We start from the raw sequence: 16,295 nt of genomic DNA on the forward strand, positions 1-16,295 counted from the left end.
ATCCCCAGCGCCACGGATTAGCACATTGCATCCCCTCTGAACGGGAGTCGAAAATGGCTCCCGTTCAGAAATTACAGGCTATTTTTTCTGGTTATTCCGTCACTCTCCCGTCACATTTCCGTCACAACACGGTTATCTCACTGTCATTTTTCCATGTCATGTTACTTCCCGAACATAAGATGCGTGAAATCGCGCGTAACAATCATGTTATGGGAAACTGATATGCCATCCTTCACATTTCGTCGTACCGCACTGAGCATCGTGCTGGGTTTCGCTTTCACCGGCAACGCGCTGGCCGCAACCGAAATCCCATTCTGGCACTCCATGGAAGGCGAGTTAGGGAAAGAGGTTGATTCACTGGCTCAGCGCTTCAACCAGGCGCACCCTGATTATAAAATTGTTCCGGTTTACAAAGGCAACTACGAACAGAGTCTTGCCGCCGGCATTGCTGCGGTACGCACTGGCCGCGCACCGGCTATTTTGCAGGTGTATGAAGTCGGCACGGCCACCATGATGTCGTCAAAAGCCATCAAGCCAGTGAACGAAGTGTTTAAAGATGCAGGCATCAGTTTCGATGAGTCACAGTTTGTGCCAACGGTAGCCGGTTACTATACCGATGCTAAAAGCGGCAAACTGCTTTCCCAGCCGTTTAACAGCTCTACCCCGGTGCTGTATTACAACAAAGACGCCTTTAAGAAAGCCGGGCTGGACCCGGAGCAGCCACCGAAAACCTGGCAGGATCTGGCCGCTTACAGCGCCAAACTGCGTGAAGCAGGGATGAAATGTGGTTATGCCAGCGGCTGGCAGGGCTGGATTCAGATCGAAAACTTCAGCGCCTGGCACGCACTGCCGGTCGCGACACAGAACAACGGCTTTAGCGGCACCGATGCGGTGCTGGAATTTAACAAGCCGGTGCAGGTGCGCCATATCCAGCTACTGGAGGATATGAATAAGAAGGGAACCTTCACCTACTTTGGCCGCAAGGATGAGTCGACCGAGAAGTTCTATAACGGTGACTGTGCGATTACTACCGCCTCTTCCGGTTCACTGGCCGATATTCGCCACTACGCCAAATTTAACTATGGCGTCGGCATGATGCCTTACGATGCGACAGTCCCTGACGCACCACAGAACGCCATTATTGGCGGAGCCAGCCTGTGGGTAATGAACGGCAAAGATGCGGACACTTACAAAGGCGTCGCGGAATTTATGCAGTTCCTCGCCCAGCCGGAAATTGCTGCGGAATGGCATCAGAAAACCGGCTATCTGCCAATTACCACCGCAGCCTATGAGCTGACGCGTAAGCAGGGCTTCTACGATAAAAACCCAGGGGCAGATATCGCCACGCGCCAGATGCTGAATAAGCCACCGTTGCCGTTCACCAAAGGGATGCGTCTGGGCAATATGCCGCAGATTCGTACCATTGTTGATGAAGAGCTGGAAGGCGTCTGGACCGGTAAAAAAACGCCGCAGGCAGCACTGGATACCGCCGTTCAGCGTGGCAACCTGTTGCTGCGTCGCTTTGAGCAGCAGACCAAATAACCTTAGGGGCGGCGTCCTCGCCGCCCGAAATCCTTTCTGATCCCCGAGCTAAACTATGTCCTCAGTTCGCCCCGGTTTTCGCACCAACTGGCTACCCTATCTGTTGGTACTGCCACAGCTGCTGATCACCGCCATCTTCTTTATCTGGCCTGCCGGAGAAGCGCTGTGGTATTCAGTGCAAAACGTCGATCCGTTCGGCATGTCCAGCCAGTTTGTCGGGCTGGAAAACTTTAGCCGACTGTTTGACGATGAATATTATCTGGCCTCGTTCTGGACCACGCTGATTTTCAGCGGGCTGGTGACCGGTTTTGGCCTGCTGATATCGCTATTTTTCGCTGCGCTGGTGGATTATGTGCTGCGAATGAAGGGCTTCTACCAGACGCTAATGCTGCTGCCATATGCGGTGGCCCCCGCGATTGCCGCCGTACTGTGGATGTTTCTGTTTAACCCTGGTCTTGGGCTGATAACCCACTTTCTCGGCCTGCTGGGTTACAACTGGAACCATGCGCAGAACAGCGGCCAGGCGATGTTCCTGGTGGTGCTGGCCTCGGTCTGGCAGCAGATTAGCTATAACTTTCTGTTCTTCTTCGCCGCGCTACAATCGATTCCGCGCTCGCTGATTGAAGCGGCGGCGATTGATGGTGCTGGCCCGGTGCGCCGCTTCTTTTACCTGTCGTTGCCGCTGATCGCCCCGGTGAGTTTCTTCCTGCTGGTGGTCAATCTGGTTTACGCCTTCTTTGATACTTTCCCGATCATTGATGCCGCGACCGGCGGTGGGCCGATGCAGTCGACCACTACCCTGATCTATAAAATTTATCGCGAAGGTTTTGCCGGGCTTGACCTCTCTTCCTCGGCCGCTCAGTCCGTAGTGCTGATGCTGTTAGTGATTTGCCTGACGGTGATTCAGTTCCGCTATGTCGAACGTAAGGTGCGCTACCAATGATTGAAAATCGACGCGGGCTGACGATTTTCAGCCATATCATGCTGGTTTTCGGCATTCTGACCATTCTGTTTCCGCTGTATGTGGCGTTTGTCACCGCCACGCTGGATAACGTGCAGGTTTATCAGGTGCCGATGACGCTGATTCCCGGCACCCATTTATGGGAAAACATCCGCACGATCTGGCAGGACGGCGTCAGCAGTAACAGTGCGCCCATCGGCATCCTGTTGCTGAACAGCACCATTATGGCGCTGGGGATTACCGTCGGAAAAATCAGCGTCTCGATGCTCTCAGCCTTTGCGTTGGTGTGGTTTCGCTTTCCGCTGCGTAATCTCTGTTTCTGGCTGATTTTTATCACTCTGATGCTGCCGGTTGAAGTGCGCATTTTCCCGACGGTGGAAGTGATCGCCAATCTGCATCTGCTGGACAGTTACACCGGCCTGACGTTACCGCTGATGGCTTCCGCCACGGCGACCTTCCTGTTCCGCCAGTTCTTTATGTCGTTACCGGACGAACTGATTGAGGCAGCGCGAATTGATGGTGCCAGCCCGATGCGCTTCTTCTGGGACATTGTGCTGCCGCTGTCGAAAACCAATCTTGCGGCGCTGTTTGTCATCACCTTTATTTACGGCTGGAATCAGTATCTCTGGCCGATTCTGATCACCAGTGACAGCAGCATGGGCACGGCGGTAGCCGGCATCAGAACCATGATTTCCAGTGGGGACGGATCGACGCAGTGGAATCTGGTAATGGCAGCAATGTTAATGACGTTAATTCCACCGGTGGTGGTGGTAATGGTAATGCAGCGCGCCTTTGTGCGTGGTCTGGTTGAGAGTGAGAAATAGCAGATGGCAGGCGTAAAACTTCAGGCGGTGACAAAATCTTACGATGGCAAAAATGCGGTGATCAAACCGCTGGATGTCACGGTAAACGACGGCGAATTTATGGTGATGGTCGGGCCATCCGGCTGCGGTAAATCGACGTTACTGCGCATGGTTGCCGGGCTGGAGCGCGTAAGCTCCGGCGATATTTATATTGATACCCAGCGCGTCACCGATTTGGAGCCGAAAGATCGCGGCATTGCGATGGTATTTCAGAACTACGCGCTTTATCCGCATATGACGGTGGAAGAGAATATTGCCTGGGGCCTGAAAATTCGTGGGATGGGCAAAGAGCAGATTCGCCTGCGGGTACTGGAAGCGGCGCGCAGCCTCGAACTGGATGCGCTGTTGCAACGTCGCCCGCGTGAACTTTCCGGCGGCCAGCGCCAGCGTGTGGCAATGGGGCGTGCGATTGTACGCGAACCGGCAGTGTTCTTGTTTGATGAACCGCTGTCTAACCTCGATGCACGGCTGCGCGTGCAGATGCGCCTCGAATTGCAACAGCTGCACCGTCGCCTGAATACCACCAGTTTATATGTCACGCACGATCAGGTGGAAGCGATGACGCTGGCGCAGCGGGTGATGGTGATGAATAAGGGCGTGCTTGAGCAGCTTGGCACCCCGGTTGAAGTCTATGAGCGGCCGGCAACGCGTTTTGTCGCCAGCTTTATTGGTGCGCCATCAATGAACCTGCTGGAAGGCGCCATCAGTAGAGAAGGCACGCGTTTTGAACTGTCGCCGGGTTTTGCTTTGCCGCTGACCAGTAGCCGACCTAAATGGGCTAACCGATCCTTGACGCTGGGCGTGCGCCCGGAGCATATTCAGCTGTCGACGCCAGAAGATGGTGGAATTCCACTGGTGGTTGAGACGCTGGAGATGCTGGGAGCCGACAACCTGGCGCACGGTAAATGGGGCGGCAACAATGTCGTCGTACGGTTGTCACATACTGAACGACCGGCGATGGGAGAGACCCTGTGGCTGCATCTGCCGGCTAACGCGCTACACTTTTTCGATTCGACTACGGGAATGCGTCTGGAATGATAACTACAGCATGGCCTTATCCGACGATCGTTGCCCATCGTGGCGGCGGCAAGCTGGCACCGGAAAATACCCTGGCAGCGATTGATGTCGGTGCGAAATATGGCCATACCATGATTGAATTTGATGCCAAACTGTCGGGCGATCGGCAGATTTTCCTGCTGCATGACGACACGCTGGACCGCACCAGTAACGGTTGGGGCGTTGCTGGCGAGCTGCCGTGGGAAAAGTTACAGCAGCTGGATGCCGGCAGCTGGTTCAGCAGCCAGTTTCAGCATGAAGCGCTGCCGCTGCTGAGTGAAGTGGCGCAGCGCTGTCAGCAGCATGGCATGATGGCGAATATCGAGATCAAACCGACGCGCGGCACCGAACGCGAAACCGGTCAGGCCGTGGCGCTGGCGGCACGCGAACTGTGGCAAGGGCAAACCGCGCCATTGCTGTCGTCATTCTCGTATCAGGCGCTGGAAGCAGCGATGCAGGCGGCCCCTGAGCTGCCACGCGGTTTATTGCTGGATGACTGGGAGGAGAACTGGCAGCAGATGACTACCGCACTGGCCTGCACCTCGATTCATCTGAATTATAAATTACTTAACCCGGAGCGCACTGCGGCGCTGAAAGCCGCCGGATTGCGTATTCTGGTGTATACCGTGAATCAGCCGCAACGCGCACGCGAGCTGCTGAGCTGGGGTGTCGATGCCATCTGTACCGATCGCATCGACACCATCGGGCCGCACTTCGTTTAAGGCGTCTGCTTAGTATTATTGCCCGGCTGCGACTGAATCACACGCTGCTGGGCACTGTTGCGCTGCTCCTGCATTTTACGCTGGGTATCCTGAGTCTGACGCTGTTGATCCAGTCTCAGCTTCTGCTGTTGCTGCTGTTGCTGGCTTTGCATCTGCTGCTGCATCCGCTGTTGACTCGGGTTATAACCCGGCTGGGCAGGATTGTTATTGTTGCTGTTGTTATTCAACATGTTTGCCATTCCGCTCAGCGGTACCAGCGCGGCAAAAATTATTAACCATTTTTTCATCTTTTATCCTTCCTCTTTCAGGCTGGCGACGGATGCTGTGTGCCTTGCCGGTCAGGCAGAAATCCGCCAAAACCTGTTGTCGCCTGTTACAAGTCTAACGCACCCCGCAGATTCTGAATTCAGGAGTGATCCGAATTTGACTTTGCATTGGTGTTTTTGCTTATCTGGTATTCACTTACCAGATGTAAAACCAATGTAAACAATCATAAAAAGGTGTGGCAGGATGATCAAACCCGGCAATATGCGACGCGTTTCCTGGTCGCTGATGGTATGTTTTTGTTTCTGGCAGGGTGCTGGTGCGGCGCAGCCCGCTCCTCCGGTCTCTTACGGTGTTGATGCAGACACCTTTCATCCGGTAAAAGAACGCCACGGGATGGTGTCCTCAGTTGATGCGATAGCCACCCAGGTTGGCGTCGATATTCTGAAGCAGGGCGGCAATGCGGTCGACGCAGCGGTCGCGGTCGGTTTTGCGCTGGCGGTCACGCATCCGCAGGCCGGTAATATCGGCGGCGGCGGTTTTATGCTGCTGCGCACCGCTTCGGGCCGCACCACCTCGATTGATTTCCGTGAAATGGCACCGGTAAAAGCCAGCCGCGATATGTTCCTTGATGCGCAGGGCAATGCCGACAGCAAATTATCACTCACTTCACACCTCGCTTCCGGCACGCCGGGCACGGTAGCTGGTTTTGCTCTGGCCGCACAGCAATACGGCACCTTGCCACTGAGTCGCTTACTGCAACCGGCTATTGAGCTGGCGCGTAACGGCTTTGTCGTCAACGATTCACTGGCGGACGACCTGAAAACCTACGGCAGCGAAGTGCTGGTTAACCACCCTAACAGCAAAGCGATCTTCTTTAAGGCCGACGGTACGCCTTATCAGAAGGGGGAGCGGCTGGTGCAGCGTAATCTGGCGCGTAGCCTGGCGCTGATTGCTAAAGAGGGGCCGGACGCTTTTTATAAAGGCGCGATTGCTGACGACATTGCCGGTGAAATGGCTCAGCACGGTGGCCTGATTAGCAAGGCCGATCTGGCAGCTTATCGTGCGGTTGAACGTCAGCCGATTAGCGGCACTTATCGTGGCTATGAAGTCTTTTCGATGCCACCGCCGTCTTCCGGTGGGATTCATATCGTGCAGATTCTGAATATTCTCGAAAACTTTGATTTGGCGAAAATGGGTTTCGGCAGCGCTGATGCCATTCAGGTGATGGCTGAAGCTGAAAAATATGCCTATGCCGACCGCTCGGAATACCTCGGCGATCCGGAGTTTGTCAAAGTGCCGTGGCAGGCACTGACCAGTAAAGCCTATGCCAAAACGCTGGCAGAGAAAATTGACGTGGCGAAAGCGCGACCGTCGTCGGAAATTAAGCCCGGCAAACTGGCACCTTACGAGAGTAATCAGACCACCCACTTCTCGGTAGTGGATAAAGACGGCAACGCGGTGGCGGTGACCTATACCTTAAACACCAATTTCGGTAGCGGTATTGTCGCAGGTGACAGCGGTATTTTGCTGAATAACCAAATGGATGACTTTTCAGCCAAGCCGGGTACACCGAATGTCTACGGCCTGGTCGGTGGCGAGGCTAATGCAGTCCAGCCTTATAAGCGTCCGCTCTCTTCTATGTCGCCGACTATTGTGGCTAAAGATGGCAAAACCTGGTTAGTCACCGGCAGTCCGGGCGGCAGTCGGATTATTACCACCGTGCTGCAAATGGTGGTCAACAGCATCGATTTTGGAATGAACGTCGCAGAAGCCACCAACGTGCCGCGCTTCCATCATCAGTGGTTGCCGGATCAGCTGCGTGTCGAAAAAGGCTTCAGCCCGGATACCCTGCGACTGTTGGAAAGCAAAGGGCAGCATGTGAAGGTGCAGCCAGCGATGGGCAGTACCCAGAGCATTATGATTGGGCCGGATGGCATGCTGTACGGTGCATCCGATCCACGTACGGTTAATGATTCAACCGCCGGTTATTAAGGCAAATCGGGCGGCTGGCACGCCGCCCGTTCAGGTTTAATCACGCATACGCGCCATATAAAACGCGTCAATTTTCTCGCCGTTACGCAAACCGTACTGACGCCCGGTGCCTTCCACTTCAAAGCCGAATTTGCGATAGACCGCGATAGCCGCTGCATTATCGGTAAATACCGTCAGTTCAATGCGCTCGATTGCCAGCCAGTTGTCACAGAGATCGATAATCGCCGCCAGCAGCGCCTGCGCCACGCCTTTACCACGATGATTGACGTCAACGCCCATCCCAAAGGTGGCGGTGTGACGGCGGCGGGGTGAGGAATTAATTTCTAACGTAATTTGCCCTACCACCTGGCCTTCAATACAGGCAACCAGCGAATGCACGCCAGGGCGCAGATCCGTCAGACGATCCTGCCAGTGCTTTAGTGATGGAAACGGCACCTGTAGCGTATTCGCCTGCGTATCTGGCTGGCTGTAAAGCTGCTGAAGGGCGTGTGCATCATCAATGCTCACATGGCGAATCGATATCTGACTCATCGTGCTGCTCCTTTTGCTGGTGGGTTATTCCTCTTGAAGATCAGGGACTTTAAGCAAAAGGTCAATTGAAAATTAATCGCAGAAAGATCTTTACAGATGCGAATGATAATGATTATTATTGTCGTGCGTTCTCAGGAAGTCCACCCTGGATCTACTGTGAAGGCACGACATTGCTCACATTGCTTCAGTGTTTCTTAGCCAGCTCGGGTGCTGGCTTTTTTTTTTGGCCGCTATTCTGGCATTACATGGTGTAGTAAGTCGCAGCCCCTGGCCCTACCGGTAAACCAAAACCAAATACCCAAATCACAAACAGTAAGCTCCAGCCGATCAAAAATACCACGGAGTAAGGCAGCATCATCGCCACCAGCGTACCGATACCAAGATTGCGTTGATAACGCGCCGCCACCGCCATAATCAAACCAAAATAGCTCATCATCGGCGTAATTAAATTCGTCACCGAATCACCGATGCGATAAGCCGCCTGGATAACTTCAGGTGCGTAGCCCACCAGCATCAGCATCGGCACGAAAATCGGGGCAGTGACCGCCCACTGCGCCGATGACGAGCCAATCATCAGATTGATAAAGCCGCAAATTATAATAAAGCTGAAAAACAGCAGCGGGGCGCTGAGATCAATCGCTGACAGCAGGCTGGCACCTTTAACCGCAATCACCGTACCAAAGTTACTCCAGCTAAACAGCGAGACAAACTGGGCGGCGAAGAACACCAGCACGATATACATACTCAGCATACTGATACTTTTCGACATCGCGCTAATAACGTCGCGATCGCTGCGCATGGTGCCAAGCATCCGGCCATAGACATAACCCGGAATAGCGAAAAACAGCATAATAAACACCACGATGCCATGCAGGAAAGGCGAACCGGCTAAACCATCGGTCTTCGGATTCAGCAGGATGCCGTAACCCGGAATCAGCGTCAGCGACACCAGCAGGCTCAGTAGCAGAAAGGTAAGCCCCGCGCCTTTCAGCGCCCGTTTCTCCTGCGGCGTGACTTTGCCCATATCGCCCTGTGGCGCATCGCCCTCGCTTTCGCGATATTTACCCAGCTTTGGCTCAACAATGTAGTTGGTTATCCAGGTGCCAAGCAGCGCAATAATAAAGGTACTGATAGCCATAAAGTACCAGTTCACTTCTGGCCCAACGGTATAGCTCGGGTCAATAATCTGCGCGGCGTTTTGCGTTATGCCTGACAGCAGAGGATCAACGGTGCCGAGCAGCAGATTGGCGCTGTAGCCACCGGAAACGCCCGCGAAGGCGGCAGCCAGCCCGGCCAGCGGATGACGGCCTAAAGAGTGGAACAGCATCGCCGCCAGCGGAATTAACACCACATAACCCAGTTCAGAGGCGCTGTTGGAAATAATACCGGCGAACACCAGGGTAAAAGTAATCAGCTTTTTAGGTGCGCTGAACACCAGCGCGCGCATCGCGGCCGACAATAGCCCGGAGTGCTCGGCAATTCCCACCCCCAACATGGCAACCAGCACCGTGCCAAGTGGCGCAAAACTGGTAAAATTGCTGACCAGGTTGCTGATAATGCGCTGTAAACCTTCAGCGCTGAACAGGTTGACCACCTGAATGACGCCATCAGCGGCGCGACCACTGACGCCTTCCGGTCGGGGATCGATAACGCTGAGGTTAAAGCCGGCCGCAATGCCTGAAGCGACGATGATAAACAGGCAGAGTATGGCAAACAGCGTGATGGGATGCGGCAGCAAGTTTCCCAGCCACTCAACGGTATTCAGAAAGCGGGTAATCGGACTGATAGGCTTTAGTGTTGTATTGTCGGTCATATTCTGTCCCTGAAATTGCTGCTAATCCGGCAGTTGCGTTCCAATGTCAGGCCATCTTACGTGGGTAAAAAAAGTTACCAAGGCAGCAAAGCCGAGCAGATACCAAGGGAAAACCGAATTAATTTGCAATCATTAGCTATCAGTAGATGCGTTAGTCGATGATTTTGCTGTATTTATTGCGCGTTCGGTGCGGAATTTCACTGCGGGTTTAGCCTGTTTTAGTCAGCGTTGAGTTTCAAATAGTGTGAGATGGATTAGAAAAACTCATTGGGAAATTTTCAGGCATTATTAACGCCATTGTCCGTTCATCAGGCCGAATAACTGCGGTTTTTTTCATTCACTTTTTTTGAACAGAGGAGTGAAGTTTTTCAGCTATCATCCGGCTCGAATCAAGTCCAGACTAGGTCAAAACGTTGAGGAGAGTTGAATATGATTTATGTACGTAAAGCTGAAGATCGCGGTCACGCAAACCATGGCTGGCTGGACAGCTGGCACACGTTCTCCTTTGCTAATTACTATGATGCAGACTTTATGGGCTTTTCCGCACTGCGAGTGATTAACGAAGATGTTATCGACGCCGGGCAGGGTTTTGGTACCCATCCGCATAAAGATATGGAAATTCTGACCTACGTATTGTCCGGGGTGGTTGAACATCAGGACAGCATGGGTAACAAAGAACAGATTCCGGCGGGTGAGTTCCAGATTATGAGCGCAGGTACTGGCGTGCGCCACTCCGAGTACAACGGCAGTAAAGATCAGCCGCTGCATCTTTATCAGATCTGGATCATTCCGGATACGGCTGGCATTGAGCCGCGTTACGAGCAGCGCCGCTTCGACGATGTTGAAGGCCGTCAGTTAGTACTGTCACCGGATGCCCGTGACGGTTCTCTGAAAGTGCATCAGGATATGACGCTGTCGCGCTGGGCGCTGAAAAAAGGTAAGCAATCGGCAATCGACGTTGAGGCTGAACGCCGCATCTGGATTCAGGTAGTGAAAGGTGACGTTCAGGTGAATGGTGAGAAAGTGACCACCAGCGACGCGCTGGCAATCTGGGACGAAAGTGCGCTGTCAATTCAGGCCGACAGCGACGCAGAAATCCTGCTGTTTGATCTGCCACCGGTCTGATTTATGGGTCATAAATAATGGTCAGATTATTCTGGCCATTATTATTTGCGCGGTAACTCAATGATGTTACCGCAACATTTTTTGATAGACTCATCGTTACCTCACTACACAGTCTGATAACGATGAAAAAAAGAAGACCCGTCCTGCAGGATGTTGCCGATCGAATTGGCATCACCAAAATGACCGTCAGCCGCTACCTGCGTAATCCAGAGCAGGTCTCCGTTGCCCTGCGTGAAAAAATCGCTGTGGCGCTGGATGAGCTTGGCTATATCCCCAATCGGGCGCCGGATATGCTATCCAACGCCACCAGCCGCGCCATTGGCGTGCTGCTGCCCTCGCTGACCAATCAAGTTTTCGCCGATGTACTGCGCGGTATTGAAGCCGTCACTGATGCTGCGGGTTATCAGACCATGCTCAGCCACTTTGGTTACAACCAGGACAAAGAGGAGTTGCAGCTGCGTTCGCTGCTGGGCTGGAATATTGATGGCCTGATCCTCACCGAGCGCAGCCACACGCCGGGCAGTTTGCGAATGATTGAAACCGCCGGTATTCCGGTGATTGAGATGATGGACTGCGTATCGCCCTGTCTGGATATGGCGGTGGGTTTTGATAACGTCGAAGCGGCACGGCAGATGACGCGGGCGATTATCGCTAAAGGCCATCGCCATACGGTTTATCTCGGGGCGCGTCTGGATGAGCGAACGCTACAGAAACAGCGTGGCTATGAAATCGCGATGCGCGAGGCCGGTTTGCAGTCACAGAGCGTGATGATGGAAGAAGCCTCTTCGTTTACCGCCGGTGCCGATCTGTTACGCGAAGCGCAACGTCGTTATCCGCACGTCGACAGCCTGTTCTGTACCAATGATGACCTGGCGGTTGGCGCAATGTTTGAGTGCCAGCGGCAGGGGCTGAGGGTGCCGGACGATCTCGCCATTGCCGGTTTCCACGGCCACGATATTTCTCAGGTGGTGAATCCAAGACTGGCTACGGTGCTGACGCCGCGTGAGCAAATGGGGCGTGAAGCCGCTTCAATGCTGCTGGCGCGGATTGGCGGTAATAAAAGCGCCGTGCAGCCGGTAAATGTCGGTTTTGAGATTTCTGAAGGCGGTAGCATCTGATTATTTCAATTATTTGAGGTATCTCACATTTACCACCTTTTCCCGGCGGAACGGTTGCCATTGCCAGCGCACGTACTGAGAATGTGATCAGCAATTGTTATCGGTAACATGCGCATACTCATCTGCCGGAGTTAAAATAATGAAAACGAATTCCTCGTCACATCATGTGTTTATCCTGATGGGCGTATCTGGCAGCGGTAAATCCGCCGTTGCTAACCAGGTTTCTTATCAGTTGAAAACCGCCTTTCTTGATGGCGATTTCCTGCATCCCCGCGCCAATATTGAGAAAATGGCCGAAGGTCATCCGTTAAATGACGACGATCGTCGCCCGTGGTTACAGTCGCTGAACGATGCCGCCTTCGCCATGCAGCGCACTAACGATATCTCGATTATCGTCTGCTCGGCGCTGAAAAAAAGCTATCGCGATATCCTGCGCAAGGACAACAGCAACCTGTCATTCGTCTATCTGCAGGGTGATTTCGAAACCATCGAAGCTCGCCTGAAAGCGCGTAAAGGCCACTTCTTTAAGCCGCAAATGCTGGTTACCCAGTTTGCCACGCTGGAAGAGCCGGGCGCAGATGAGCAGGACGTGTTAGTGGTTGATATCAATCATTCGCTGGAAGAGGTTGTTGCCGCCACCGTCGCTACCATCGAAGGTGCGATCAAAAAGGATTAGTTGTAATGAGTACCGCAACACTGGTTCTGACCGCAGCAGGTTCGGTATTACTGCTGCTGTTTCTCGTGATGAAAGCCCGTATGCACGCCTTTGTGGCGCTGATGTTAGTCTCAATCGGTGCCGGAATTTTCTCCGGCATGCCTGTCGATAAAATTGCTGACACCATGCAAAAAGGCATGGGTGGCACCCTCGGTTTTCTCGCCATAGTCGTCGCACTGGGCGCGATGTTCGGCAAAATCCTGCATGAAACCGGTGCGGTTGATCAGATAGCCATCCGGATGCTGAAGGTATTCGGTGAAAGCCGCGCGCACTATGCGATGGGGATTGCCGGCCTGATTTGCGCGTTGCCACTGTTTTTTGAAGTGGCGATTGTGCTGCTGATCAGTATTGCCTTTGCCGTCGCGCGCCGCACCCACGACAACCTGGTGAAGCTGGTGATTCCGCTGTTTGCCGGTGTGGCTGCGGCCGCCGCATTTCTGCTGCCGGGGCCGGCTCCGATGCTGCTGGCTTCACAGATGCACGTCGATTTCGGCTGGATGATTCTGCTTGGCCTGTGCGCGGCGATCCCCAGTATGATTATTGCCGGTCCGCTGTTTGGTAACTTTATCAGTCGCCATGTTGAATTCCGCGTGCCGGATGACGTCTCGCAGCCGGAGTATGACAGCAGCAAACTGCCGTCGTTTGGCTTCAGCCTGTCGCTGATTCTGTTTCCGCTGGTGCTGGTTGGACTGAAAACCATCGGGGCGCGTTTTACCACCGAAGGCAGCACGCTGTATCAGTGGCTGGAGTTTATCGGCCATCCGTTTACCGCCATTCTGCTGGCTTGTCTGGTGGCGATTTATGGCCTGGCGTATCGCCAGGGAATGGATAAAGAGCGGGTGATGGAGATCTGCGGCAGCGCGCTGCAACCGGCGGGGATTATTCTGCTGGTGATCGGTGCCGGTGGCGTGTTTAAGCAGGTGCTGGTGGATTCCGGCGTCGGTCCGGCGTTAGGTAATGCCCTGACTGGTGCCGGGCTGCCGATTGCGCTGGCTTGCTTTATCCTGGCTGCCGCGGTACGCGTGATTCAGGGTTCAGCAACCGTTGCCTGCCTGACGACCGTCGGTCTGGTGATGCCGGTCATTGAGGTGCTTAACTACTCGGGCGCGCAGATGGCCGCGCTGTCGATCTGTATCGCCGGTGGGTCAATAGTGTTGAGCCACGTGAATGATGCCGGATTCTGGCTGTTTGGCCGATTTACCGGTGCCACCGAAGCGCAGACGCTTAAAACCTGGACGCTGATGGAAACCATTCTCGGCACGGTTGGTGCGGTAGTGGGGATGATCGCGTTTGAGTTGTTGTCGTAATCTTTCGGGCGGCAGTCCATTTTGGACTGCCGCCAGATTGTCAGATTTTTAAATACGCCCGAATCCCATCCAGAAACATCTGCGTTGCCAGCATAATCAAGATCAAACCCATCAGACGCTCCAGCGCATTGACGCCTTTATCGCCCAGCAGGCGCAGAAACAGGCCGGAAAGCAGTAAAATCACCACGGTTACGCCCCAGGCAATCATCAGTGCGACCACCAGATGCCCGATCTGATTCGGATACTGGTGCGACAGCAGCATCAGGGTTGCCAGCAGCGACGGTCCCGCTACCAGCGGTATTGCCAGCGGCACCAGAAACGGCTCTTCACCCGCGGATAAGCCGCTGCTGCTGCTTTCGTGCGAAGGAAAAATCATTTTGATGGCGATCAGAAACAAAATAATGCCGCCGGAAATTGATACTGTCTCAGTGCGCAGATTAAGGAAAGTCAGAATTTTTTCGCCGGCAAACAGAAACAGCAGCATGATAAACAACGCAATCAGCATTTCGCGGATTAACACCACTCGTCGACGTTTCGGCTCCAGATGCTTTAAAACCGACATAAAAATCGGCAAATTGCCCAGTGGATCCATGATAAGCAACAATAATATTGTTGCGGAGATCATCTCAGTCATCGTTGTTGTTCTCTTGTTCCATTGCGATATTCATCGGTTATAAGCCGTACTGCTGAAAAAATGCTGAGCATCGATTTAATTCACTTGCCTGTTTTGCTGCATTTTGTAAGGTGGTAGTTATCTTTCGTTTGTTTTACTTACTCTAACAGGCCTGGCGATATTGGCGCAGCCTGAAGCAGGTACCAGGACATGAAAAATGTAGGACTAGTAGGCTGGCGCGGTATGGTCGGGTCAGTGTTAATGCAGCGTATGATCGAAGAACGCGACTTTGATGTGGTGCGTCCGGTGTTCTTCTCCACCTCACAGCACGGCCAGGCCGCGCCGGAATTTGCCGGCAAGTCCGCAGGTACGCTGCAGGATGCTTTTGATATCGAAGCGCTGAAGGCGCTGGATATCATCATTACCTGCCAGGGCGGCGATTATACCCATGAAGTTTATCCTAAATTACGCGCCAGCGGCTGGCAGGGTTACTGGATTGATGCGGCTTCTTCGCTGCGTATGGATGATGATGCGATCATCATCCTCGATCCGGTTAACCATCATGTGATCCGCCAGGGGCTGGATAACGGCATCAAAACCTTTGTTGGCGGTAACTGTACCGTTAGTCTGATGCTGATGTCGCTCGGCGGCCTGTTTGCTAACGATCTGGTGGAGTGGGCGTCGGTTGCCACTTATCAGGCGGCTTCCGGCGGCGGCGCGCGCCATATGCGTGAGCTGCTGAGCCAGATGGGAATGCTGCATAACCATGTGGCAAAAGAGCTGGAAAACCCGGCCTCAGCGATTCTGGATATCGAACGCAAAGTGACCGAAATGAGCCGCGCTGGCGTGCTGCCAGTGGATAACTTTGGTGTGCCGCTGGCGGGTAGTCTGATTCCGTGGATCGATAAGCAGCTGGAAAACGGCCAGAGCCGCGAAGAGTGGAAAGGCCAGGCAGAAACTAACAAGATTCTGCAACCTGCTGGCATCATCCCGGTCGACGGGCTGTGCGTCCGCGTTGGCGCACTGCGTTGTCACAGCCAGGCGTTTACCCTGAAGCTGAAAAAAGATGTGCCGCTGAGCGAAATCGAACAGCTGCTGGCTGCGCATAACGACTGGGTTAAAGTGGTGCCGAATGACCGCGAAATCACCCTGCGTGAACTGACGCCTGCGGCAGTCACCGGCACGCTGAATACGCCGGTCGGACGTCTGCGTAAACTGAATATGGGCCCGGATTATCTTTCGGCCTTTACCGTTGGCGATCAGCTGCTGTGGGGCGCGGCGGAACCGCTGCGCCGCATGCTGCGTCTGCTGGTGGACTAACCCGATACTGACGGGCCCGGCGCAACGGGCCCGTTTATCGTCCATCGTTATCTGTTAAGGAAAATGCGTCCATTCCGGAACAACTGACCTGTGTTCCTGCTTCAACTGAGTCCTTCATACTTCTTGTTTCTTCTTTTTGGCATTAACAAAAATTATTTATGCATTCTTACCAGGCTAATTGTCGGCCTTAGCTATGCTTAGAACAGGTGTTCTGATTTTTGACTGTTTTTGCTTTCCAAATAAATTGAATTTGTTCGCAGCAGTGGTTTTCTGTTCCAGCGGATGGATATTCACCGTGCCTGCGAGCTGATGGCTCAACAAAGAGCAGCCTTCATCTGATGCATTATTTA

15 protein-coding genes are annotated in these 16,295 nt (G+C 53.6%); 11 read left to right on the forward strand and 4 right to left on the reverse strand.

Annotated features, from left to right (window positions below; translation table 11 throughout):
* Positions 1 to 222 precede the first annotated feature (222 nt).
* Genes ugpB through ugpQ form a run of 5 tightly spaced genes read left to right on the forward strand, consistent with a single transcriptional unit; the run spans position 223 to position 5,144 of the window.
* Positions 223 to 1,542 (forward strand): sn-glycerol-3-phosphate ABC transporter substrate-binding protein UgpB, encoded by a 1,320-nt coding sequence (gene ugpB / locus RIN69_RS01370; RefSeq protein ID WP_313855078.1) that lies wholly within the window; start codon positions 223 to 225, stop codon positions 1,540 to 1,542.
* Between the two features lie 55 nt (positions 1,543 to 1,597).
* The gene (gene ugpA, locus RIN69_RS01375; protein ID WP_313855079.1) at positions 1,598 to 2,485 is read left to right on the forward strand and encodes a sn-glycerol-3-phosphate ABC transporter permease UgpA; all 888 of its coding nucleotides are present in this window, start codon (positions 1,598 to 1,600) and stop codon (positions 2,483 to 2,485) included.
* A complete protein-coding gene (gene ugpE, locus RIN69_RS01380; RefSeq protein WP_313855081.1) occupies positions 2,482 to 3,327 on the forward strand; it encodes a sn-glycerol-3-phosphate ABC transporter permease UgpE in 846 nt (281 codons plus the stop codon). The genes ugpA and ugpE overlap by 4 nt, the downstream gene beginning before the upstream one ends.
* Before the next feature lie 3 nt (positions 3,328 to 3,330).
* A complete protein-coding gene (locus tag RIN69_RS01385) occupies positions 3,331 to 4,404 on the forward strand; it encodes a sn-glycerol-3-phosphate import ATP-binding protein UgpC (RefSeq protein WP_313855082.1) in 1,074 nt (357 codons plus the stop codon).
* Positions 4,401 to 5,144 carry a glycerophosphodiester phosphodiesterase gene (gene ugpQ, locus RIN69_RS01390; protein ID WP_313855083.1) on the forward strand — a complete coding sequence of 248 codons (744 nt, stop codon included), beginning with the start codon at positions 4,401 to 4,403 and terminating at the stop codon, positions 5,142 to 5,144. Before RIN69_RS01385 ends, ugpQ begins: the two co-directional genes overlap by 4 nt.
* Here ugpQ and RIN69_RS01395 read toward each other — a convergent pair.
* Positions 5,141 to 5,431, reverse strand: coding sequence for a DUF2756 domain-containing protein (locus RIN69_RS01395; RefSeq protein ID WP_313855084.1), 291 nt, complete (start codon positions 5,429 to 5,431; stop codon positions 5,141 to 5,143). The two genes, ugpQ and RIN69_RS01395, sit on opposite strands and share 4 nt — an antisense overlap.
* Before the next feature lie 223 nt (positions 5,432 to 5,654).
* On the opposite strand from RIN69_RS01395, the gene ggt reads away from it, so the two are divergent.
* A complete protein-coding gene (gene ggt / locus RIN69_RS01400) occupies positions 5,655 to 7,403 on the forward strand; it encodes a gamma-glutamyltransferase (RefSeq protein WP_313855085.1) in 1,749 nt (582 codons plus the stop codon).
* A gap of 36 nt (positions 7,404 to 7,439) precedes the next feature.
* Here the strand turns inward: ggt and RIN69_RS01405 are convergent, their stop codons facing one another.
* Positions 7,440 to 7,934: a GNAT family N-acetyltransferase gene (locus RIN69_RS01405; protein ID WP_313855086.1), complete on the reverse strand. Its 495-nt coding sequence runs from the start codon at positions 7,932 to 7,934 to the stop codon at positions 7,440 to 7,442.
* 241 nt (positions 7,935 to 8,175) lie between these two features.
* Positions 8,176 to 9,747, reverse strand: coding sequence for an AbgT family transporter (locus RIN69_RS01410; RefSeq protein WP_313855088.1), 1,572 nt, complete (start codon positions 9,745 to 9,747; stop codon positions 8,176 to 8,178).
* A 429-nt stretch (positions 9,748 to 10,176) separates the two neighbouring features.
* Here RIN69_RS01410 and RIN69_RS01415 point away from each other — a divergent pair, with 429 nt between their 5' ends.
* The 4 genes from RIN69_RS01415 to gntU all read left to right on the forward strand — a co-directional run bounded on the left by RIN69_RS01415 (position 10,177) and on the right by gntU (position 14,012).
* Positions 10,177 to 10,872, forward strand: coding sequence for a pirin family protein (locus RIN69_RS01415; RefSeq protein WP_313855090.1), 696 nt, complete (start codon positions 10,177 to 10,179; stop codon positions 10,870 to 10,872).
* Positions 10,873 to 10,994: 122 nt separating this feature from the next.
* Positions 10,995 to 11,990, forward strand: a complete 996-nt coding sequence (gene gntR / locus RIN69_RS01420; RefSeq protein WP_313855091.1) for a gluconate operon transcriptional repressor GntR — start codon at positions 10,995 to 10,997, stop codon at positions 11,988 to 11,990.
* A gap of 139 nt (positions 11,991 to 12,129) precedes the next feature.
* On the forward strand, positions 12,130 to 12,666 hold the full coding sequence (gntK, locus tag RIN69_RS01425) for a gluconokinase (protein ID WP_313855092.1): 537 nt from the start codon (positions 12,130 to 12,132) through the stop codon (positions 12,664 to 12,666).
* A 5-nt stretch (positions 12,667 to 12,671) separates the two neighbouring features.
* A complete protein-coding gene (gntU, locus tag RIN69_RS01430) occupies positions 12,672 to 14,012 on the forward strand; it encodes a gluconate transporter (protein ID WP_313855093.1) in 1,341 nt (446 codons plus the stop codon).
* A 40-nt stretch (positions 14,013 to 14,052) separates the two neighbouring features.
* On the opposite strand, the gene RIN69_RS01435 is transcribed toward gntU, so the two are convergent.
* Positions 14,053 to 14,646 (reverse strand): YhgN family NAAT transporter, encoded by a 594-nt coding sequence (locus tag RIN69_RS01435; protein WP_313855094.1) that lies wholly within the window; start codon positions 14,644 to 14,646, stop codon positions 14,053 to 14,055.
* Between the two features lie 189 nt (positions 14,647 to 14,835).
* Here RIN69_RS01435 and asd point away from each other — a divergent pair, with 189 nt between their 5' ends.
* Positions 14,836 to 15,945, forward strand: a complete 1,110-nt coding sequence (gene asd / locus RIN69_RS01440) for an aspartate-semialdehyde dehydrogenase (RefSeq protein WP_313855096.1) — start codon at positions 14,836 to 14,838, stop codon at positions 15,943 to 15,945.
* Positions 15,946 to 16,295 lie beyond the last annotated feature (350 nt).

It is taken from the genome of Winslowiella toletana (genome assembly GCF_032164335.1).
GTDB classification, from domain to species: domain Bacteria; phylum Pseudomonadota; class Gammaproteobacteria; order Enterobacterales; family Enterobacteriaceae; genus Erwinia; species Erwinia toletana_A.